Origin of the sequence: Corynebacterium sp. TAE3-ERU30, assembly GCF_019209925.1 — a bacterium.
In the GTDB taxonomy this organism is placed as follows: domain Bacteria; phylum Actinomycetota; class Actinomycetes; order Mycobacteriales; family Mycobacteriaceae; genus Corynebacterium; species Corynebacterium megadyptis.
This window is the reverse complement of sequence record NZ_JAHUTO010000004.1, coordinates 106,195-127,449: the sequence shown is the minus strand read 5'-3', so window position 1 is coordinate 127,449 and position 21,255 is coordinate 106,195. Positions and strand designations below refer to the sequence as shown.

Genomic DNA, 21,255 nt, shown 5'->3' with positions numbered 1-21,255 from the left:
AACGCGCGACAGCGCGCGGGGGACTACCCGCGCGCTTGTCTACTTCTTCGTTGCTTTCTTCCGGCTGCGCCGCTTCTTTCGCGGCGGCGGCAGCTGGTCAGTGGCCCGCAACTGGGCCACGTGATCGGCCAGGGCGTCCACCACGTTGTGCACGCTCGCTTCCTCCGGCACCACATCCACGCGCAGCCCCAGCTCCTTGGCGGTGGCGGCCGCCATCGGGCCAATGCAGGCAATGATGGTGCGCTGATGCGGCTTGCCGGCGATGCCGACGAGATTGCGCACCGTGGACGAGGAGGTGAAGCACACGGCATCGAAGCCGCCCGTTTTGATCATGTCGCGGACATCCGCCGAGGGCGGGGCGGCGCGTACGGTGCGGTAGGCCACCACATCATCGACGTCCCAGAACTTGGCCTTGAGACCATCGACCAGCACATCGGTGGCGATGTCGGCGCGCGGCAGCAGCACCCGGCCCACGGGGTCGAGGTCCTCGTCATACTCGGGGAATACCTCCACCAAACCATGGGCGTTCTGGTGCTTCTCGTGCGGCATCAGCTCGGGGCTAATACCCCAGACGCGGATGGCAGCGGCGGTCTTCTTGCCCACCGCGGCGATACGCACCCCAGCGAGATCGCGGGCATCGAGGCCGAACTCTTGCAGCTTCGACCACAGCGCATCCACGGCATTGACGCTGGTGAGCACGATCCACTGGTAGCGCCCCTCCACAATGCCCTTGACGGCGCGCTCCATCTGGGCGGGGTTGCGCGGCGGCTCCAGCGAGATGGTGGGCACTTCCTGGGGGATAGCGCCGTGGCTGGCCAGGCGGGTGGACATGTCCGCCGCCTGCGCCTTCGCCCGCGGCACCAGCACCCGCCATCCATAAAGCGGGCGGGTCTCCCACCAGGAGTATTTCGAGCGAGCATCCACGCCGCGCCCGATCGTGACCACCAGCTGGCCGGGGAATTCCCCGTTCAGCTTGCCGAGGGTGTTTAGCTGGGTGTCGTGGGTGCGCTGCAGCCTCGTGGTGCCATGCACCGTCACCGATACCGGGGTATTGGCGGCCATGCCGCGCTCGCTCAGCTCGGTGGCGATGGTGGCCAGATCATCTTGGGTGGCGGTGAGCACCAGCGGCTGCGGCGCCTCGGCCAGCTGATCCCAGTCCACATCGGTGGCGGCCACATCGGTTTCGGTATAGGTCGATCCCGTGGCGATACCGGCGAAAGACGGCACGGTCGCCGGCAGCGACATGCCCGGCACTACCTGGAATTCGATGCCGCGGCGCGACACCTCGTTGATCTCCCGCAGGGTGTGATCATTAGACAGCGGATTACCGGCCACGAGCCGGATCACGTCATGGCCTTGGCGCACCTTCTCTTCGAGCCAATCCACACTGGCGTGCACACTGGGCTCGGTGGCCGAATCCTCCTGCGAGGCGGCGTCGATAATAGCGGTGACCTCGGTGATCTCCCCTGCCCCGGGCTGCGGCGGCTTCGGCGGCTTGCGGCGCGCCCCCTTGGCCTTCGCGGCGGCGCAGGCGGCCTCATACTCATCATTCCACTGGTCGATCTTGGCCTGCGGCACGCTCAGCGACTGCCCCACAATATCGCGCACGCCCGGCAGTACTACCTCATCAACCAAGGCGTAGACGGTGTGGCTCAACACATCGCGCGCCCGCACGGTGAGCAGCTCGGGGTTGCCGGGGCCAGCCCCAACAAAAAGAACGGTCGCACCGTTCACCCCAGCGGCAGGCTCGCTAACGCGGGTCTGCTCACTAGCGCGATCGTCGGCCTGCAAGTCCTGAGCTGTCATCTACTTCTTTTCTTTTGGCGCGGCGGATGGGGTGGGATCACAAGGTATACGTCGTGGGACGTGAAATAACCCCTTCGACCGTTCGCGGGCCTAGAAATACGCGGTCCTTATCGGCGAAGAGGTTCGTCCACATGCTAGGTAAAGGGTAGAGCATGAATCGGCCTGTGAAAAATCGCCTTATACCACGCCCACCCACGGGCCCATGTACTGGGGTCCCCTCTGTGCCGGTGATCCCGCCGACGCTTATCGACGCCACCCTGCTTGCTCACAAGCCGCACCTCGTAGCTATCGACGTGGCTTAATATAAAGGCTTCAGTCGTAGTTCGTGACATCCCTGAAGGTTCGTTGCCGATGCTCCCCGCCCTTAACCCTGCCGATCGCGGCGCGCTCTCCGCCACAGCCGTGTCGGGCACACCTCGCCATATCTCTTTTTTGCGATGGCACAAGGTGGTCTTCGTACTGATGATGGCCGCGTCCCTCATCTATGCTTTTTATAATGACCGCGGCCTGCGCTATCGCGTGGACATGGAGGTCTACCGCGTGGGCGCCCAGCGGGTGCTCGACGGCCAGGAGCTGTATAGCGGGGCGTTTCAGATCACCCCGGATGTGGTGTTGCCCTTTACCTATCCGCCGATCTCCGCGCTGCTCTTTGTGCCGCTCACCTTCGGTTCACACACGGTGGCCTCGGTGTGTATCACCCTCGCCAATGTGGCCGTGCTCTTCGCGCTGACGCGGCTGATCATCACCCGCTTCGCCGCCGTGGATTCTTCCACCGGATCGTGGCTGGCGCTCGCCACCACGGCAGCGCTGGTGCCGATCGGCCCCATCTGGTCCACCGTGGTCTACGGGCAGATCAATATTTTCCTCATCGCGCTGATCATCGTGGACACCATGGTTCTGCCGCGGCGCTGGCGGGGCGTGCTCACCGGCGCGGCCGTGGCCATCAAACTCACCCCAGCGGTCTTTGGTCTCTGGTTTTTGCTGCAGCGCGACTGGGCCTCGATTCTGCGCATGGGGGCCGGCACCCTAGGGCTTACGGGGATTGCCTGGGTGATTCTGCCGCAGGATTCGCGCACCTACTGGCTGGATACGCTCTCCGCCACGGGGCGCATCGGCAACATGGATTTTCCGGCCAACCAGTCCTTCAACGGCGCATTGTGGCGGGCGGGGCTGCGCGATGACACCTCCGGCTCCACGCTGTGGCTGCTGCTGGCCCTCATCACCATCGCCGTGGTGGCCGCGCTGATGGTGCGACTCTTCCACGCCCACGCCCCCTTCGAAGCCCTCGCGGCCAATAGCTTCATCGCGCTGCTGGCCAGCCCGGTGTCCTGGACCCACCACTGGGTGTGGATTCCGCTGCTCGTTATCGCCGTGACACTGCGGGTGACGCACCCCGCCACCCGCGATAGCTTCAGCAGCCGGATGCGCGTTATCTGGAAAGTATGTGCTGCTGCGGGATTCTGCTGCTTCCTGCTCGAGCCGAAGGCTTTTACTCCCATCCCCGAGTTCGGCGGGGAGTGGAACCTCTTCTGGCACGTGGTGGGCAATAGCTACCTGTGGTGGACCGTGGTGTGCATCGCGGTGTTGTGGGTGCTCTACCGGCCCTTGGCCCAGGGCAGCCACGCTGCGGAGGAGACGCCCGTCACGCCCGTGCCCCATCAAGGGGTGAATCCTAAGAAATAAATAACGCTACTCTAAGATCAGTCGCGTGAATGCAGTATTAGTTGCGGTCATCGTCATGCTGGTCTTGGCTGTCAGCCGCGTCCATGTCGTGCTAGCCCTCTTCATCGGCGCCCTCGTCGGTGGACTGATTGGTGGTCTGGGGGTCGATGGCACCATGCTCGCCTTCCAGGACGGCTTGGCGGGCGGCGCCAGTATCGCGCTCAGCTATGCGCTGCTCGGCGCCTTCGCCATGGCCATCGCCAGCACCGGTCTGCCCAAGATGTTGGCGGACTGGATCATCACGAAAATGGATCGCTCGGCCGGCGAAGCCTCCGAACGGGCAGAAACCACCACCAAGTGGGCACTGATCCTGGGTATCTTCGCCATGGCGGTGATGTCGCAGAACCTCATCCCAGTGCACATCGCCTTTATTCCGCTGCTCATCCCGCCGCTGCTCACCGTGTTCAACCGCATCGGCCTGGACCGTCGCGCGGTGGCGACCACGCTGACCTTCGGCCTCGTCACCACCTATATGTTCCTGCCGGTGGGCTTCGGCAATATCTTCCTCAATGACATCCTGCTGGGCAATATTCAAGACGCCGGCATGGACACCTCGGGGATCAACATCATGCAAGCCATGGGCATCCCGGCACTCGGCATGTTCATCGGTCTGCTCATCGCCCTCTTTATCAGCTACCGCGGCCGCCGCCACTACGAGGATCTGCCGGTTCTTGGCGAGGACACCTCCCGCCCCGCAGAAACCCGCACCCAGCCGTCCACCCCGGCTACCGGCTCCACGGCGGCACCCGCCGTCACTGAGGTGGAGGTGGAATCCGCCACCACCCCGCGGGCCAGCACCTATCAGATCATCGTGGCCCTCATCGCCATCGTGGCCACCTTTGCCATCCAGGTGGTCATGCAGGCCATGGGCGCCGAATCCAACTCTCTGCTGGTGGGCGCCTTGGTGGGCCTGTCCATCATCCTCATCACCGGCGCGGTGAAGTGGAATGAAGCCGACGATGTCTTTACCGATGGCATGAAGATGATGGCAATCATCGGCTTCATCATGATCTCCGCCCAGGGCTTTGCCGCGGTGATGAAGGAAACCGGGCATGTGACCACCCTGGTAGAAGACGCCACCACTGCCTTCGGCAGCAACCAGGGCGTGGCCGCGCTCGTCATGCTGGCCGTAGGCCTGGTGGTCACCATGGGTATCGGCTCTTCCTTCTCTACCCTGCCGATCATCGCCACCATCTACGTTCCGCTGTGTATGGAGCTGGGCTTCTCCCCGCTGGCCACGGTGGCCATCATCGGCACCGCCGGTGCGCTGGGTGATGCCGGCTCCCCTGCCTCGGACTCCACCCTTGGCCCCACGGCCGGTTTGAACGCCGATGGCCAGCACGATCACATCCGCGACTCGGTGATCCCCACCTTCTTGCACTTCAACCTGCCGCTCATGGCCGCAGGCTGGATCGCAGCGATGGTCCTCTAGTTCAGGCTTCTCGCCTCGACCGCACGGCCCCGCCCGCACCTGCTCCCACACTCGGGACAGGCTGTGGCGGGGCCTATTTTTCGCTGCGGCGCTCCGCAGCTCCCCGCAACGTCCCGCAGCTCTTCGCAGCTCTGTCGAGCGGGATGCCACACCTGCTCAGAAGGGCTCGCGCTCTAACTCGTACTGCTCGCTCCATTTAGCGTTGTGCTGGCCTAGTCCATAGAATGTGTCTTACGCTGCTCCCATTCCCAGCACATGGAACGCCCTGTGATTACTCTGAGCAGCCTTTTTATTCCCTTAACGCGATATCCGCGCTCGGTTGTCTAGCGCGCGTGAACGACCTTATATGTCCGATGTCGCGTCCCACTGCGAAAGAGATGGAATGAACGATAAGCCCTACGATGGCCTCGACGAGGTCACCGACACCTTCGACGATGTGGAGCATCGCCCGCGCCACGCGGCCACTCAGGCAGAGGCGGCGCAGTCCGGCCACTCTGGCTCCACGGCTACAGAGCGCGCCAGCGATACTTCGGCGGCTAATCCCAGCCCCGCACCGCTGAGCGAGGGCGGCGAGGAATCCAGCGACGAGGTTGATCGCGGCGCGATTCTCGGCTCGGATGGCCGCTGGTTGGCTGGCTGGGCCCTGCGCTTCGTCATTCTTGTGATTGCCGCTACCCTGCTGTGGTTCGGTCTGGCCAAAATCTGGGTCGGTTTGCTCCCGATCCTCTTGGCTATTCTTCTCTGCACGGTGCTGTGGCCGCCGGTGCGCTGGCTTCGCAGCAAGAAGGTTCCCGCTGGGCTGTCCGCGTTGCTGGTGATTTTGGGCTTCTTCGCGATCTTCGGTGGGGTTATTGCTGCCATCGCCCCGAGCATTACGTCGCAAAGCCAAGTGCTGTGGAAAGAAGCACGCCGCGGCGCGGATCAGCTCGTCGACTGGGTCCAGGGCCCGCCGCTGAATCTGCGGCTGGAGCAATTCAATGGGCTGATGGATCAGGTGGCCTCGCGCCTGCAGCAGCAGTCCAGCCAGATCACCTCGGGCGTGTTCAGCGGTTTGTCTGCCGCCTCCTCCATCGCGGTCACCTTCGTGGTGATGCTCGTGCTCACCTTCTTCTTCCTCAAGGACGGCACCGGTTTCCTGCCCTTCGTGCGCCGCTATGCCGGGCACAACGCCGGCTGGCACTTGAGCGAGGTGCTCACCCGCACCTGGAATACCCTCGCGGGCTTCATCCGCGCCCAGGCCATCGTGTCGCTGGTGGATGCCGTGCTCATCGGCGCCGGCCTGCTCATTCTGCAGGTGCCGCTGGCCTTGGCCTTGGCCACCATCACCTTCTTCGCCGGCTTCATCCCCATCGTGGGTGCGATCTCTGCCGGCACGATCGCGGTGCTGATTGCGCTGGTGTCCAATGGTGTGGGCACGGCCATTGCCGTGCTGGCGCTAATCCTCATCGTGCAGCAGCTGGAGGGCAATGTGCTCTCCCCGATCCTGCAGTCCAAGGCCATGAATCTGCATCCGGTGATCGTGCTGCTGTCGGTGACCGTGGGCTCTACCCTCTTCGGCATCATCGGCGCCTTCTTGGCCGTGCCGGTGGCAGCCACCCTCGCGGTCTGGCTGCGCTATCACTCTGATCTGGTGGCGCTGCGCGCCGGCGAGATCACCGCCGACGATATCGAGATCGCCACCGCCAAGGGCGATCAATCATCGGAAGGCCTGCAAAGTTTCGAGACCATCCGGCAGAAGATGCTGGCCTTGGGCACCCGCAAGGAAAGCTCCTTGCAGTCCACCAAGGAGGCAAAGAAGAGCCAGGACGACGAGGACTAACCCCTCGCTACACAGCACAGCACCGCCGGAAACGTACTCTCCGGCGGTGCTTTTTCGGGCGCCACCGCGCAGGTGTCCCGTAAGCAGGACGTCCCGCGCTTGGGCTAGGTAACTAGGGCCTAGTCTGCTGGCTGCGGCTTTTTAGAGATAATCCCCCACCACGGCGGCGATCTCCTTGGCGCTGTGATCGACCACGTCGAACCATGTGGTGGCGGCGTTCTCGTCCGCAGAGTCGCTGACCTGCTTGAGCAGGGTGATCGGAATATCGAAGAAGCGCGCGACCTCCACGAAGGCGACGCCCTCCATATCGACCAGCTCGGCATAGTGGCCCAGCCGGGCGCGCGTCTCGGAGTCGCGAATAAAGCTATCGCCGGTGGCCAGCCCCGCCGCGGGCAGCGGGCCGACCTTCTTCAGCTCATAGGGCTCGCCCCAGCCGCGGCCGGTGGCGTCTTCAAAGACATCGCGGTCGAGATCATGCTTGAATACGGTGGCGATCTCGAATACGCCAGAGACGCCGTCCTTGAGACCACCCGCGGTGCCGATATTGATGATCCGCGAGGGGGTGCGCCCTTCGGCGCGGGCCTCGGCGAGCAGGGCGGTGAGCTTGATTGCGGCGGCGAGGGTGCCGATGCCGGTGACCAGTACCGGCACATCCTCGGGCAGATAAGCGGCCTCCTCTTTCGTTGCGGAAACAATAAGGGGCCGGGACTCTACGATGTGCGTCATAGAGTTGGAGTCTAGCAAGAACCGCGATCAGCACCGCGGGATTCTTCCCTGCCGCGGCCGTACCCCACTAGCCCTAGAGCCCCACGGATTCGCCGTCGATCTCTGCCCGCGGCGGGTCCAGCTCCACACGCACGTTCATGCTGTTGTTCTCATCGAATACCCGGTAGGCGAGCACCGCGTTGTCGATATCGGTGATCTCTACCTGGGCGTCCTTGATCCAGGGCTGGGCTTGTCGACGCCGTCCTAGCTGCTCATGCAGCGCATACATCCACTTCCCGATCTCGTGGAGTTCCTCCGGGGAGCCGGGCACGGTGGGCCGCACGGCATCGTCGCCGCCAACTCGCTCTTCTTTCACCCCGGTAAAGCCCTGTTCATCGCCGTAATAGATGGCGGGGATACCCGGCAGGGTGTAGAGCAACACCGCGGCGATAGCGGCACCGTGCTCCCCCACCTGGCTGGCGATGCGGGTGGTGTCGTGATTGCCCACGAAGGTCATCGGGGTGAAGGTGAGCTCGGCGTTGCGTTTCAGCGTCCACTCCAGCTCGTAGAAGTTCCGATCCTTGATGGAGCTCCAGATGGCTTTCCACAGCTCATATTGGGTGATCGAGTCCAGATGCGCCTTGGCCACATAGTCGTTGTAGTCGCCGTGAATCATCTCGCCCACAAACCAGGCGTGCGGGAAACGCTCACGCACCCGGGTGGTGACGCGGGCAAAGAACTCCGGATCGGTGGCATACACGGCGTCGAGGCGCCAGCCAGAGATGCCGCGCTCGAGCCAGTGGCACATCACATCCACCACATAGTCCTCCACCTCGGGGGAGGAGTGGTCCAGCTCCAGCAGATCGCTATGGCCTTCAAAGTCGCCGCCGCTGACATGCCCCGCAGTGGCTAACTCGTGGCTTTCAGCAACATGGTTAAACACCCCGTCGAGCACCAGTTCAAGGTTCTTCTCGCGGCACACCTTCACGAGGTGATCGAAATCCTCGTCCGTGCCGAGGCGGGTATCGATCTTCCGATGGTCGATGGTGTCATAGCCGTGGGTGGCGGATTCGAAGATCGGGTTCAGCAGAATGGTGTCCGCGCCGATCTCGGCGGCATAGTCCAGCCAATTACAGATATGGCGCAGCCGCGGGGTGGTCTCGCGCTCTCCCTCGCTGGGGCGCACGGGGGCGCCGGTGAAGCCGAGCGGATAAATCTGCCAAATAATGTTGGGCATCGTTTTTTCTCTGGATCCTTCGCTAGTGACATCGCTGTCGTGGTGTTTCCTCCCTCCAGCTTAGTGAGTTCTCGCCCCGAGTCTGGGCGTATCGCTTAGGCAGTGCTGACAACCGCATGGCGGCGTCCTAAAGCTAAAATGCGAGGGACTACTGCCGAAGCTGAACGGGAAACAACCATGACTACCCTTTTGGGGATTGCGGGCGTCGTGCTGTCATTGCCCGCATGGGCGGTATTTCTGCACGGGTGCTGGCGCATTGTCCGCTTCGTCTCCCGGGGCACGCCCACCACCACCCGCACCGATCGCCCCTTTAGCCGTGCCTTCCAGGTGCTGCGCAAGGTGTTTGGGCATGGCGAAATGATGCCCAAACCCGCGGTGGCGATTGCCCACTGGCTGGTGATGGTGGGGTTCTTATTTGGTGTGGTGGTCTGGTTTGAGGCCTATATCCAAACCTTCAATCCCGCCGGCGGCTGGCCGTGGCTGCATGAGCTGCGCGTCTACCGGCTGCTCGAGGAAGTCCTTGGGCTGGGCACAGTCGTGGGCATTCTCTTTCTGTTCATCACTCGCCTGCGCGTGGGCCGCGCCAACCGCGTCGATCGTTTCTATGGCTCGAACGCCACCGCCGCGCATTTCGTGGAGGCAGTGGTCTTCCTCGAAGGCCTCGGTATTCTGCTGGTCAAGGCCGGCGCCATCGCCACCTATGGCGGCTATTCGCCGTGGACAGACTGGGTGACCGGTCCTCTGTCCCAGCTGCTGCCGGCCGCACCGCTCATGGTCAGCGGCTTCGCCCTATTCAAGCTGCTCACCGGCATGACGTGGCTGATCGTGGTGGGACGCAACCTGCATTGGGGCGTGTCCTGGCACCGCATTCTCGCATTCTTCAATCTTTTCTTGACCCGCAACTACGACGGCAGTCCCTCCCTTGGCGCGCTCAGCCCCCTGATGGATGGCCCGCGTCCTCTCCGGCTCGCCGATCTCGAGCAGAGCGAACCTGCCAGCCTCGGCACCGGCACCGTCGGCGATGCCTCGTGGAAGATGCTGCTCGATTCGGCCACCTGCACCGAATGCGGCCGCTGCCAGGCGGTGTGCCCCGCGTGGAACACCGAGAAGCCGCTTTCGCCGAAGCTACTCATGATGTCGCTTCGCGACGCCGCCCTCCACGCCGATCTCACCCCAGAGGACAGCCACGACGGCGTGGATGTGCTGAAGCTCGTCGGCGCCAACCAGGCCGTGACTGAGGATGTGCTGTGGTCGTGCACCAACTGTGGCGCCTGCGTTGAGCAGTGCCCCGTGGATATTGAGCACATCGACCACGTGGCGAACCTGCGCCGCTACCAGGTGCTCGAAGAATCCGCCTTCCCCTCCGAGCTGACGGGGCTGTTTAAGAACCTGGAGAACAAGGGCAACCCGTGGGGCCGCAACTCCCGCGATCGTCGTGCATGGATTGAGCGCGCCCGCAAGGACGGCATCGAGGTGCCGATCTTTGGCGAGGATGTCGCCGACTTTTCCGACACCGAATACCTGCTGTGGGTGGGCTGCGCCGGCTCTCTCGACGAGGATGGTGTGGCAACCTCGCGCGCCATCGTGGAGCTGCTGCATACGGCCGGGGTGAAGTTCGCGGTGCTCGCCCAGGACGAAACCTGCACCGGCGACCCGGCGCGCCGCGCTGGCAATGAGCTGCTCTTCCAGACCCTCGCCGAGCAGAATGTGAGCACTCTCAACCAGGTATTTGATGGTGTGCCGCCGCGGCAGCGCAAGATCATCACCAGCTGCGCCCACTGCTTTAACACGCTGCGCAATGAATACCCGGACTTCGACGGCCACTATGACGTGTTCCACCACACCCAGCTGCTCAACCGCTTGGTGCGCGAGAAGCTGATCACCCCGGTGCCCCGCGGCCCGGAGAACCGCCGCCCCCTCACCTACCACGACCCCTGCTTCCTGGGGCGCCATAATAAGGTATTTGATCCGCCGCGTGAGCTGCTCGCATCCACCGGTATGGAGCTGCGGGAGATGCCGCGCAACCGCGACGATGGCTTCTGCTGCGGCGCCGGTGGCGCCCGCATGTTCATGGAAGAAAACATCGGCCAGCGCATCAGCGATAACCGCGCGGCCGAGGCCGTGGCGACCGGCGCCGAGACCATCGCCGTGGGCTGCCCCTTCTGTAACACCATGCTGGGTGCCGGGGTGAAAGCCACCGCCAACAAGCAGGGCAACGCCCCGGTGATTAAGGATGTCGCCCAGCTGATGCGCGATTCCATCACCATTGACGGCGCCCTGCCGCCCGCCCGTCCCAAGGCGTTCCTCGAGCGCCCCACCCGTGTGGCCGCACCGCGGTCTGCCACGAAGAACGTACCTCTTCCCGGCCCCGAGTCCCACGCCGCCGAGGATGCGGGACAGACTCCTGCTGCCCCGACCCCTGCCGCGCCGACCCCGGCAGCACCGAAGGCTGCAACTCCACCGGCGGCACAGCCGGCCGCGCCCACTCCAGCGACGCCGAAGGCAGCCAGCCCGCAGGCTGCCGCACCCCAAGCGGCCGTCCCGGCTCCCGCGGTGCCGAAGCCCTCGACGCCGGCGCCAGCCACCCCAGCAGCGCCCCGACCCGCAGCCCCGACACCCGCGACGCCGAAGGCAGCAACGCCCCAGCCGGCTACTCCGCAAGCAACGGTACCAACGCCGGCCACCCCGAAACCGGCGACCCCGAAGGCAGCAGTGCCAACGCCGGCCACGCCACAAGCAGCCGTGCCCAAGGCAGCAACCCCAGCGACACCACAGTCGGCAACGCCGAAGGCAGCGGCGCCCCAACCGGCAACGCCGAAGGCAGCAGTACCAACGCCCGCAGTTCCGAAACCCGCGACACCGGCACCTGCAACCCCGAAGGCAGCTACTCCGCAACCTGCCGTGCCCAAGACCGCAACCCCCAAACCGGCAGCACCCAAGGCAGCTACTCCGCAACCCGCAGTACCCCAACCGGCGACGCCGAAAGCAGCAGCGCCAGCACCCGCGGTTCCGAAACCCGCGACACCGACTCCTGCAACGCCGAAGGCAGCTACTCCCAAGGCAGCAACGCCACAAGCAGCCGTGCCCAAGGCTGCAACCCCCAAGCCGGCAACTCCACAACCAGCTGTCCCGCAGCCTGCGGTGCCCGCGCCTACCGCTCCCCCACCCGCCGTGCCACAACCGATGTCGGGCCGGGATGCGGGCAGTGATGCGTCGACAAGCGCACAGCACGACGACTCCGAGGACGGCACGCAGACATAGCCGCGGCGGCTGGGTACAGTCGTTGCTATGTCGCTCGAAACTGCCCAGCCGGTAGCCCCTATCCGTTCTGTCTACGCCCTCCACGGTTTTCATAGTTCGCCACAGAAGCGTTTGTTTCAGTGGCTGAAGCTGGAGGGGATCATGCGCGGCGCCGTGCTGGATGCGGTGGCTTTTCCCTCCCCCGATGCGCCCGTGCCGAGCCAGTGGCAGGATGTGCTCGACCGGCAGCTGCCGGAACTGGATACGTCGATGGGGCTGGTGACGCACTCCCTCGGCGGGATCACGGCGCTGCGCTATCTCACGCGCGATACCTCTGAGTGGTCGCTGGGGACGTTGGTGCTGGTTGCCCCCTTTGCCCGCCCCTATGAGGGCACGCCTGCGGAGATCCGTGCCTTCTGCGAGGAGGTGGAGTGGGAGAAAATTCGTGACCGGGTCTCCTCTATCACCGTGATTCGCTCCGATAATGATTCCCTCGTGCCCGCCGCCGCCAGCGATGAGGTGGCCGCCCATCTCGGCGTGGAACCCACCATCGTCGCAGGTGCGGGCCATTTCCGTGATAGTGAGAACGTGGTTCAGGTGCCCGAGATCCGCGACGCCGTATTCCGTTCCTAACCCCCTAGCGCTTATCGACGCCACCCTCTATGACCATCGGCGATTCTGCCCCACAGATTCCCCACAGCACTTTCCTGCGCCGGAGGCCAGTGGCATGATGGAACAATGAGCAATGACACCCATCAGCCCCGCGACGAGCGTCGCCCCGACGTGAAGCGCCGCGAGTTCGACCAGTCCGAGAAACTCAAAGACGTCCTATACGAGATTCGCGGTCCGGTGGCGGCGGAGGCCGAGCGCCTCGAGATGGATGGTCACCGCATCCTGAAGCTGAACACCGGCAACCCCGCTGTGTTCGGTTTCGAAGCCCCGGACGTGATTATGCGCGACATGATTGCCGCGCTGCCGAGCGCCCAAGGCTATTCCACCTCCAAGGGTGTGATCCCGGCGCGCCGCGCGATCGTGACGCGCTATGAGATGATCCACGGTTTCCCCGAGTTCGATGTCGACGATGTCTACTTGGGCAATGGTGTTTCCGAGCTGATCACCATGACCACCCAGGCGCTGTTGAATGATGGCGACGAGGTGCTCATCCCCTCCCCGGATTATCCCCTGTGGACGGCCGCCACCTCCTTGGCCGGCGGCACCCCGGTGCATTATCTGTGCGATGAGGAGAACGAGTGGCAGCCGTCGATCGAGGATATCGAGTCCAAGATCACGGAAAAGACCAAAGCGATCGTGGTGATCAACCCGAATAACCCCACGGGTGCGGTGTACTCCCGTGAGGTGCTGAATAAGATCGCCGATATCGCCCGCGAGCACCAGCTGCTGGTGCTGGCTGATGAGATCTACGACCGCATTCTCTACGACGATGCCCAGCACATCTCCATCGCCTCCTTGTGCCCCGATCTGCTGTGTATCACCTACAACGGCCTGTCCAAGGCCTACCGCGTGGCCGGCTATCGCGCCGGCTGGATGGTGCTGACCGGCCCGAAGGATCACGCCGAGGGCTTCATCGAGGGCCTCGACCTGCTGGCGGGAACGCGCCTGTGCCCGAATGTGCCCGCCCAGCACGCCATCCAGGTGGCGTTGGGAGGACGGCAGTCCATCTACTCCCTCACCGCCGAGGGCGGTCGGCTGCTGCGCCAGCGCAATGTGGCCTATGAGAAGCTCAACGAGATCCCCGGTATCTCCGTGGTCAAGCCCATGGGTGCGCTGTACGCATTCCCCAAGATCGATCGCAATGTCTATGACATTCACGATGACACCAAGTTGATGCTGGATCTGCTGCGCAAGGAGAAGATCCTGATGGTGCAGGGCACCGGCTTTAACTGGCCGGAGCCCGACCACTTCCGCGTGGTCACTCTCCCCTGGCCCAGCGAGCTGGAGGAAGCGATCGACCGCCTCGGCAACTTCCTCGCCAGCTATAAGCAATAACGTCCGTGGCGCAGCCTCTCGCTTCGCCGCCTTTCCGCCCCGTCCACTCCGCCGCGCGCGGGATGGGCGGGGTTGCTGCTGTCGGTGATTGTTCACTGGGGGCGGCCCCACCCACGCCGCGCTGCACTGGTGCGGGGGTTATTTCCTGCACGGCAGGAAGGTAGTCTTTTCAACTATGGGCAGACACTCGCGGCATTCGGAATCCAAGCGATCAGCCAGCAGCGCCGATACCACGGCGCGATTCAGCATGGCGCAGAAGTTCCTCGGTGGGGCTTTGGCGCTGGCTGCACTATTGACGGTGGTCGGCACCGTGCTGCTCTGGCCCTCCGCTGAGAAACCGAGCGTCGCTGAGGGGTTCGCCCTTTCCGTCCCGCTCGCGCACAAGCAGGTCGATGGCACCGTCGCCGTGGTCCAAGAGGGGGCGTGTGATTCGCCCGGCTCGGGGCAGGTGTTTGAAACGGCCCCCGCGGCTGCTCCGGCTGCTCCGGCAGCGCCAACGCCACCGCCCGCACCCAATGGCCCCACCGCGCCGGGGGCACCTGGGGCACCGAGTCGCGATTCTGCCCGCCCCGTCGAGCCGAACCACACCTGCACCCACTCGATCGTGGATCTCACCTCCGGCGATGATGCCGGGATGCGCACCCTGTTAATCACCAACAATCTGCCTGGCGATCCGGAACTGCAGGTGGGCGATCAGATTCGCCTGCTGGTTAATGACACCCCCAATGGCGGCACCCAGTATGCGTTCTCCGATTTTCAACGCGGAACCCCGATCATCCTCTGGACGCTTCTGACCGCTCTCGGCTTTGTGGTTATCGGCGGCTGGCGCGGCATGCGAGCCCTGGTGGGGCTGAGCGTGAGCTTGGTGGTCATCGCCGTGTTCTTGCTTCCCAGCTTGCTGCGCGGCGGCGATCCGCTGTGGCTATCGGTAGTGACCGGAGCGCTCGTATTGTTCATCGTGATCTACCTGGTACACGGTTTGAACTGGAAGTCCTCGGCCGCCTTGGGCGGCACCCTCACCGCCTTGCTCATAGCGGCGCTACTGGGCCGCTATGCGATTACTACCACCGGTATTCGCGGCCTAGGCGATGAGGACAATCTACTGATCCAGCTCTACCTGCCCGATGTGACGGTGCCAGGGTTGATGCTGTGCGGCTTCATCATCGGCGCCTTGGGTGTGCTCAATGACGTCACCATTGCCCAAGCCTCCACCGTGAACGAGCTCTATGAGCTCAACCCGCGCAACACTCCCTGGCAGGTGTTTACCTCCGCCATGCGGGTGGGGCGCGATCACATCGCCTCGATGGTCTACACCTTAGTGCTGTCCTATACCGGCGCGGCGCTGCCGCTGCTGCTCTTGCTCTCTGTGGCGGATCGCCCGCTGAGCAATACTCTCACCTCGGACATTATGTCCACCGAGCTCATGCGCTCAGCCGTGGGTGCCCTCGCCCTCTGCCTGGCGGTGCCGATTACCACCGGCATTGCGGCATTGACGGTGGGGCCGCACCGCGAGGGAGAGCAGAGCCGGCGCGACCAGGACGCTATCGCCGAGGAGGCCGCGAGCTCCTAGCGCCTCTTTATACCGATCCCGGCTCCAGGCTGGGACGGCCCAGCGCATGCACGCTCCACCCTGCCGCCGCCCACGCCTGCCGGTCCATCACATTGCGGCCATCGACGAGCCGTGGGGTGCGCACCATCGCTGCCGCCTCACGCGGGTCGAGCTCCATAAACTCCGGCCACTCAGTCGCCAGCACCACGCAATCGGCGCCCGCCAGCGCCTCACGCGCATCGGTGGAATAGTGCAAGGTGGGAAAGATCGCGCGGGCATTATCCATCGCCTGCGGGTCATAGACGCTGACTTCCGCCCCGCCCAGCGACAACGCACCCGCCACGGCGAGAGAAGGAGAATCGCGCACATCATCGCTATGCGGTTTAAAGGCGCAGCCGAGCACCGCGATATTCTGCCCGATCAGCGATCCGCCACATGCCCGCTTGACTACCTGCACTAGGTGATCGCGGCGCCGCATGTTGATGGCATCGACCTCGCGCAAAAAGGTGAGCGCCTCATTGGCGCCGAGTTCGCCGGCACGGGCCATGAAAGCGCGAATATCCTTCGGCAGGCAGCCGCCGCCAAATCCCAAACCGGCGTTCAAAAAGCGCCGGCCAATGCGGTTATCGTAGCCCAGCGCATCGGCCACGTCGGTGATGTCCGCGCCCGCAACCTCACATACCTCAGAGACGGCGTTGATAAAGGAAATCTTGGTGGCGAGGAAGGCATTCGCCGCCACCTTCACCAATTCCGCCGTCGCCAGATCCGTCACAATCAACGGGGTGCCCGCCTCGAGGGCCTGGGCATAGATGTTCTCCACCACGGCGCGAGCCGAGGAATCAGGGCGCGCCATACCGAGCACGATGCGATCCGGGGTGATGGTGTCGTGCACCGCATAGCCTTCTCGCAAAAACTCTGGGTTCCAGCACACCTCCACGCGGGCGCGGTCTCCGGCGAGGTCATCGGCCATTTTTTGCAGGCGCGCCGCAGTACCCACTGGCACGGTGGATTTCCCAATCACCACATGCTCGCCCTCGAGATGCGGCACCAGCTCACGCAGCACCCCCTCCACTGCTGAGGTATCAGCGGCGAAGGAGCCCTTGGCCTGCGGGGTGCCTACTGCGATGAAATGAACGTTTGCTTGGGCCGCCGCGCTCATGTCGGTGGAAAAGCGGAGTCGATCATTGTCGATGGCGCGGCGCAGAATAGCCCCGAGCCCCGGCTCATAAAAGGGCGCTCGCCCCGCCGATAGCGCCGCGATCTTGTCTTCATCGATGTCCACGCCCACCACGGAAAAGCCAAGCTCTGCCATGCATGCTGCGTGCGTTGCCCCGAGATACCCGGTGCCCAGTACTGAAATGTTCATGAGTGTTATTCCTAGCTCAGGTGGGTAAACCACCGCTGACCGGGCGCTAGCCCGCGCATGAATGCTTGCTTACAAGCGTATTCCCCCATGTCACAGCACAAAGACCCCACCCCGTGTGGCGGGGCAGGGTCTCAGGCAGGAATGGTGTGTGTCTAGAACACTTCCTGGGTGTACTCACGGGCGATCTTCGCGGGATCTTCCTTATCGGGGCCCACATTGCGCTTATTCAGCTCAGTGAGTTTCTCCGTGGTGAGCGTGCGGTTGACCCACGCAATGGTCTCTCGCGCCTCGCGGCCCAGCCGGCCCTTGGCCATCAGCGGCACAATATTCTGCGGCAGGATCATCCCCTTGGGGTCATCAAGCATCACCAGATTGATCTCCTCGCCCTCGCTATTGAGCACCGGAGAGGTGGTGTAAATATCGGCGATCGTGGCCGCCCCATCGGTCAACGCCTTCACCGTGAGCGGGCCACCACCATCAGAGATGGCCTTGAATTCCATGGAGGATTCCTCCACACCATAGAACTCGCTCAGCCCCTTCGGGCCATAGGGGCGCTCGGCGAGCTCCGGGTTGCCCGCGACAATAATCTCCGGGACAGAGCGGAGATCCTCGAGGCTCTTCAGATCATATTCTTGGGCCACCTCGGGGGTGACGCGGTAGGAATCCTTCGACTGCGCCTCGGCGGCCTCGCCCACAGCGAGATTCTTGGGAGTTACCTCCTTCAACGCGTCGAGCACCTCCTCGCTGGACATGCCCACGGTCACCGCATCCTCATCGCCAGCCAAGTACATCGCCAGGTTTCCGGAGTACTCGGGCACCAGGTCGATCGAGCCTTCCTCGATAGCCTTGATATACACCTCGCGGGAGCCAATGCCGGACTTCACCTCGACATCGATGCTCTGCGTGCGCAGCGCCTCCGCCCAGAGCTGACCGATCAGCTCCGACTCGGGGAAGTTCGCCGTACCAATAACGATGGTGCCGCGGTCCCGGTCCGAGTTCTTCTCGCTATCCGAGCCCTGTCCATCGAGGGGATCATTGCCGGCTCCGCAGCCGGACAGTACGAGGGCGCTCGCGCTCACGACCGCAGTCATGCTCGCAAGACGGGAATTGATGTTCATCTGCTCTACTTTCTCTAATAATTCTCTTGGGACATACTCACTACCTCCACAGTACTGAGTTCACCTGAGTGATGGTCCCTGCACATAAGGGATAAACACGCGATACAGCCGCGCCGAGGATCACACCGGGATACCCGGCGTCCACCGACTGCGTGCACATATGGATCTCTCTATCCACGGGAATATCGGTGACAGAGACAGCGACGCCACGCCCCCTGCTAATAGCCGGTGGCAGGGCAATTCCGGCGCTCGGCACGCTGCAGCACAACTGCTTAGTTTAACAGCCGCTGAGTTTTATTGTTAGAGAAAATACTGCTGAACAGTGCAGACGCGCGATGGGGGTACGACGGCCCCGCCTGGGAACACCGAGGTGGCGGTCTAGGTGCGCGGGCGGGCGGCGCGTTGAGCCACGGCGAGAAGCATGTCCACTATCCACGCCAGTGCAATCACCAGAATGGCTCCTGCGAGCATCTGGGGATAATCCCGCAGGGCCAAGCCGTCGATAAGCGGACGGCCGAGCCCGCCCAATCCGATATAGGCCGCGACCGTGGCGGTGGCGAGGACCTGCACGGTGGCGGAGCGTATGCCACCGATGATTGTGGGCAGCGCCAGCGGCAGATGGACCGCCCGCAGCGCCTGCCAGGGAGAATGCCCCATGGCGACCGCCGCATCCACCACACTGTGCTCGATGGCGGCGATACCTGAGTAGGCGCCCGCCACCACCGGCGGCACCGCGAGAATCACCAGCACGATCACCGCGGGAACCGTGGGCATAGAGATGCCCAGGGGAATAATCAAGGTCAGCCAGGTGACAAGTCCCAGCGTGGGCAGCGCCCGCAACGCCCCCAAGGCGGCGACGATGCTGGTGCCACTCCGGCCGGTGCGGTGAGCGCGCACTCCCAACCAGATACCCACAGGCAAACCAATCGCGAGCGTGAACACCATGGTGAGCAGGGTGAGCTCCATGTGCTCGAGCACGCGCGCGCCAAAACCAGCGGATCCAGTCCAATACTCAGCGCTCGTGATCTGTTGCAAAGCCTCTGCTACAGGACTCATCAGCCCACACCCCCTTGCTGGGAGGCACGCACCCAGGGCGTACACATCCGACCGATAGCCACGATGATGAGATCAAAGACCACGGCCAGCACCACGGTGCCGAGCACCCCCGCCAGAATCTCGGTGGGAAAGGCCCGCTGGAAACCATTGGTAAACAAGGTGCCGAGAGACTGCACGCCGATGAGCGCGCCGACCGAAATCAGCGAAATCGTCGACGCCGATACCACCCGCAGCCCGGCGATCAGCACCGGCAAAGCCAGGGGAAACTCCACCTGCAGCAGGCGCTGCCAGCGGCTATACCCCATGGCCTCTGCGGCCTGCACCGGCGCCTGCGGCACCGAGGCGAAAGCATCCGTGGTACTGCGAATCTGCAGGGCCAGCCCATAGAGAATCATCGCCACCACCACGTTTATTGGCGAGAGCACCGAGGTTCCCAAGAGCAGAGGCATCACGATAAAAAGCGCCAAACTGGGCACCGCATAGAGCAAGCCCACCGCACCGATCAGTAGCTCCCGCGCGGTGGGATAGGACCGCTGCCAAAAGCCAAAAGGCAAGGCCAACACGAAGCTCGCCACGATCGCCGGCACCGCCAGCATCGCGTGCTGGCCGGCGAGACCCGCGATATAGCCCAGGTTGTCCGCTATCCATGACAGATTCATCTATCCCACGATCCCTTGGACCCGGCCGAGGTGATCCACCACGATCTGCTGCCCATCACGCTGCTCAATGTGCACCGTGTTGGTGTGCATGCCCAGGAATTTCTTCACGAACTCATCGGCGGGCTCGCGCACGATCTCCGTGGGGGTGCCCACCTGCGCGATCTCCGCGGAGGTACGCAGCACCACCACCTGATCGCCCAGCGCAATAGCCTCCTGCATATCGTGGGTCACCAGCACAATTGTCTTGTGCAGGCGTTGCTGGAGATCAAGCAACTGGTCTTGCAGCTCCCGCCGCACCAGCGGATCCACAGCGCCGAAAGGCTCATCCATGAGCAAAATAGCGGGGTCGTGGGCCAGCGCCCGCGCCACCCCGACGCGCTGCGCCTGGCCGCCCGAGAGCTCACTCGGGTAACGATCAAGCAATCCCGTGTCCAGCCCGAGCAGCGTCATCAGCGGTGCAGCGAGTTCACGCCCTTCGCTTTTCGACGCCCCCTCGAGGCGCGGCACCGTGGCGATATTCTCCGCAATCGTGCGGTGGGGGAGCAGACCCGAGGCCTGCATGACATAACCAATAGAGCGGCGCAGCTCAACAGGGTCACGATCTGCCACCGAGTTGCCGTCGATAAGCACGCGGCCGCTGGTGGGCGTGACCATGCGATTAATCATGCGCAGCAGGGTCGTTTTTCCAGAGCCGGAGGAGCCCACAAAAACGGTGGTTTTGCCGCTCGGGATCGATAGCGAGAAGTTACTGACCGCGGGGGCGGTGTTATCCCCCTCACGGGCTGGGTAGGTTTTCGTGACGTTCTCGAACGTGATCATAGAATCCTCGTGCTAGCGCACGCGCCGTGTGGGCGCGGCCTAGCGGAAGTTTAAGTACGCCTTGGACGGCGTCGGTCCGCGTTGCCCCTGGTATTTGGAGCCGAGCGCGCTCGAACCATAGGGCACATCGGCGGGCGAGGTCATCTTAAATAGCGCTAGCTGTCCCACTTTCATTCCCGGCCACAGCATGATCGGCAGATTGGCCACATTGGACAGCTCGAGAGTGATGTGGCCATCGAAACCGGGGTCAATGAAGCCGGCGGTGGAGTGGGTGAGCAAACCTAGCCGGCCCAAGGAGGACTTTCCTTCGAGGCGGCCCGCGAGATCGCTCGGTAGCCGGAAACGCTCCAGCGTGGCACCCAGCACAAACTCGCTGGGGTGCAGCACGAAGGGCTCATCCTCTTCGACCTCGACCAAACTCGTCAGCTCATCCTGCTGCATTTTTGGGTCGATGTGCGTGTACCGCGAGTTATTGAACACACGGAAGAAACGGTCCATGCGCACGTCAATGGACGAGGGCTGAACCAGCGTCTCGTCATAGGGGGTAATTCCCAATGCCTGCGAATCGATGGCGGCGCGAATGTCATGGTCAGAAAGAAGCACGTTCGCAAGTGTAGCGGGTACGCGGCATAGAGGTAAGAAAAAGAGCGGACCGCCCCGGCCACGGCAGTTGGTAGAACCATAAAACGTGGTGCTACACTGTGAGCTTGCAACTCAGAT

Annotated in this window: 16 protein-coding genes; 7 read left to right on the top strand and 9 right to left on the bottom strand. The window is 63.5% G+C overall.

Annotated elements, in window-relative coordinates; translation table 11 throughout:
• Positions 1-39: 39 nt before the first annotated feature.
• A complete protein-coding gene (locus KR227_RS08800; RefSeq protein WP_255549245.1) occupies positions 40-1,806 on the bottom strand; it encodes a uroporphyrinogen-III synthase in 1,767 nt (588 codons plus the stop codon).
• 462 nt (positions 1,807-2,268) lie between these two features.
• On the opposite strand from KR227_RS08800, the gene KR227_RS08795 reads away from it, so the two are divergent.
• From KR227_RS08795 to KR227_RS08785, 3 genes are all read left to right on the top strand, one after another.
• Positions 2,269-3,489 carry a glycosyltransferase 87 family protein gene (locus tag KR227_RS08795; protein WP_255549244.1) on the top strand — a complete coding sequence of 407 codons (1,221 nt, stop codon included), beginning with the start codon at positions 2,269-2,271 and terminating at the stop codon, positions 3,487-3,489.
• A gap of 25 nt (positions 3,490-3,514) precedes the next feature.
• The gene (locus tag KR227_RS08790) at positions 3,515-4,960 is read left to right on the top strand and encodes a Na+/H+ antiporter NhaC family protein (RefSeq protein ID WP_218364995.1); all 1,446 of its coding nucleotides are present in this window, start codon (positions 3,515-3,517) and stop codon (positions 4,958-4,960) included.
• 382 nt (positions 4,961-5,342) lie between these two features.
• Positions 5,343-6,779, top strand: a complete 1,437-nt coding sequence (locus KR227_RS08785) for an AI-2E family transporter (RefSeq protein WP_218364994.1) — start codon at positions 5,343-5,345, stop codon at positions 6,777-6,779.
• Between the two features lie 141 nt (positions 6,780-6,920).
• On the opposite strand, the gene KR227_RS08780 is transcribed toward KR227_RS08785, so the two are convergent.
• Positions 6,921-7,505, bottom strand: a complete 585-nt coding sequence (locus KR227_RS08780; protein ID WP_218364993.1) for a nucleosidase — start codon at positions 7,503-7,505, stop codon at positions 6,921-6,923.
• 73 nt (positions 7,506-7,578) lie between these two features.
• A complete protein-coding gene (locus KR227_RS08775) occupies positions 7,579-8,721 on the bottom strand; it encodes an alpha-amylase family glycosyl hydrolase (protein WP_218364992.1) in 1,143 nt (380 codons plus the stop codon).
• A gap of 177 nt (positions 8,722-8,898) precedes the next feature.
• Between KR227_RS08775 and KR227_RS08770 the strand changes: the two genes are divergently transcribed.
• The 4 genes from KR227_RS08770 (at position 8,899) to KR227_RS08755 (ending at position 15,538) form a co-directional block, all read left to right on the top strand.
• Positions 8,899-11,982, top strand: a complete 3,084-nt coding sequence (locus tag KR227_RS08770) for a heterodisulfide reductase-related iron-sulfur binding cluster (RefSeq protein ID WP_218364991.1) — start codon at positions 8,899-8,901, stop codon at positions 11,980-11,982.
• 27 nt (positions 11,983-12,009) lie between these two features.
• The gene (locus KR227_RS08765; RefSeq protein WP_218364990.1) at positions 12,010-12,594 is read left to right on the top strand and encodes an alpha/beta hydrolase; all 585 of its coding nucleotides are present in this window, start codon (positions 12,010-12,012) and stop codon (positions 12,592-12,594) included.
• Positions 12,595-12,699: 105 nt separating this feature from the next.
• On the top strand, positions 12,700-13,968 hold the full coding sequence (locus KR227_RS08760) for a pyridoxal phosphate-dependent aminotransferase (RefSeq protein WP_218364989.1): 1,269 nt from the start codon (positions 12,700-12,702) through the stop codon (positions 13,966-13,968).
• Positions 13,969-14,143: 175 nt separating this feature from the next.
• Entirely contained in the window at positions 14,144-15,538 is a 1,395-nt protein-coding gene (locus KR227_RS08755) for a YibE/F family protein (RefSeq protein WP_218364988.1), read from the top strand.
• A gap of 7 nt (positions 15,539-15,545) precedes the next feature.
• On the opposite strand, the gene KR227_RS08750 is transcribed toward KR227_RS08755, so the two are convergent.
• The 6 genes from KR227_RS08750 to dcd form a co-directional block, all read right to left on the bottom strand.
• A complete protein-coding gene (locus KR227_RS08750; RefSeq protein ID WP_218364987.1) occupies positions 15,546-16,883 on the bottom strand; it encodes a UDP-glucose/GDP-mannose dehydrogenase family protein in 1,338 nt (445 codons plus the stop codon).
• Between the two features lie 152 nt (positions 16,884-17,035).
• Entirely contained in the window at positions 17,036-18,001 is a 966-nt protein-coding gene (locus tag KR227_RS08745; RefSeq protein ID WP_255549243.1) for an ABC transporter substrate-binding protein, read from the bottom strand.
• Positions 18,002-18,379: 378 nt separating this feature from the next.
• Complete coding sequence (locus tag KR227_RS08740) at positions 18,380-19,057, bottom strand: ABC transporter permease (RefSeq protein ID WP_218364986.1); 678 nt, start codon at positions 19,055-19,057, stop codon at positions 18,380-18,382.
• Entirely contained in the window at positions 19,057-19,716 is a 660-nt protein-coding gene (locus KR227_RS08735; RefSeq protein ID WP_218364985.1) for an ABC transporter permease, read from the bottom strand. Before KR227_RS08735 ends, KR227_RS08740 begins: the two co-directional genes overlap by 1 nt.
• Positions 19,717-20,535: an ATP-binding cassette domain-containing protein gene (locus tag KR227_RS08730; protein ID WP_218364984.1), complete on the bottom strand. Its 819-nt coding sequence runs from the start codon at positions 20,533-20,535 to the stop codon at positions 19,717-19,719.
• A 39-nt stretch (positions 20,536-20,574) separates the two neighbouring features.
• Entirely contained in the window at positions 20,575-21,138 is a 564-nt protein-coding gene (dcd, locus tag KR227_RS08725; RefSeq protein WP_151529346.1) for a dCTP deaminase, read from the bottom strand.
• Positions 21,139-21,255: the final 117 nt, after the last annotated feature.

What these genes read in the sequence shown, in the direction of transcription:
- KR227_RS08745 (WP_255549243.1), bottom strand. Translation starts at nt 18,001, where the DNA reads ATGAACATCAATTCCCGTCTTGCGAGCATGACTGCGGTCGTGAGCGCG.
- KR227_RS08730 (WP_218364984.1), bottom strand. Translation starts at nt 20,535, where the DNA reads ATGATCACGTTCGAGAACGTCACGAAAACCTACCCAGCCCGTGAGGGG.
- KR227_RS08770 (WP_218364991.1), top strand. Translation starts at nt 8,899, where the DNA reads ATGACTACCCTTTTGGGGATTGCGGGCGTCGTGCTGTCATTGCCCGCA.
- KR227_RS08750 (WP_218364987.1), bottom strand. Translation starts at nt 16,883, where the DNA reads ATGAACATTTCAGTACTGGGCACCGGGTATCTCGGGGCAACGCACGCA.
- KR227_RS08765 (WP_218364990.1), top strand. Translation starts at nt 12,010, where the DNA reads ATGTCGCTCGAAACTGCCCAGCCGGTAGCCCCTATCCGTTCTGTCTAC.
- KR227_RS08755 (WP_218364988.1), top strand. Translation starts at nt 14,144, where the DNA reads ATGGGCAGACACTCGCGGCATTCGGAATCCAAGCGATCAGCCAGCAGC.
- KR227_RS08780 (WP_218364993.1), bottom strand. Translation starts at nt 7,505, where the DNA reads ATGACGCACATCGTAGAGTCCCGGCCCCTTATTGTTTCCGCAACGAAA.
- KR227_RS08795 (WP_255549244.1), top strand. Translation starts at nt 2,269, where the DNA reads ATGATGGCCGCGTCCCTCATCTATGCTTTTTATAATGACCGCGGCCTG.
- KR227_RS08735 (WP_218364985.1), bottom strand. Translation starts at nt 19,716, where the DNA reads ATGAATCTGTCATGGATAGCGGACAACCTGGGCTATATCGCGGGTCTC.
- KR227_RS08785 (WP_218364994.1), top strand. Translation starts at nt 5,343, where the DNA reads ATGAACGATAAGCCCTACGATGGCCTCGACGAGGTCACCGACACCTTC.
- KR227_RS08740 (WP_218364986.1), bottom strand. Translation starts at nt 19,057, where the DNA reads ATGAGTCCTGTAGCAGAGGCTTTGCAACAGATCACGAGCGCTGAGTAT.
- KR227_RS08760 (WP_218364989.1), top strand. Translation starts at nt 12,700, where the DNA reads ATGAGCAATGACACCCATCAGCCCCGCGACGAGCGTCGCCCCGACGTG.
- KR227_RS08775 (WP_218364992.1), bottom strand. Translation starts at nt 8,721, where the DNA reads ATGCCCAACATTATTTGGCAGATTTATCCGCTCGGCTTCACCGGCGCC.
- KR227_RS08800 (WP_255549245.1), bottom strand. Translation starts at nt 1,806, where the DNA reads ATGACAGCTCAGGACTTGCAGGCCGACGATCGCGCTAGTGAGCAGACC.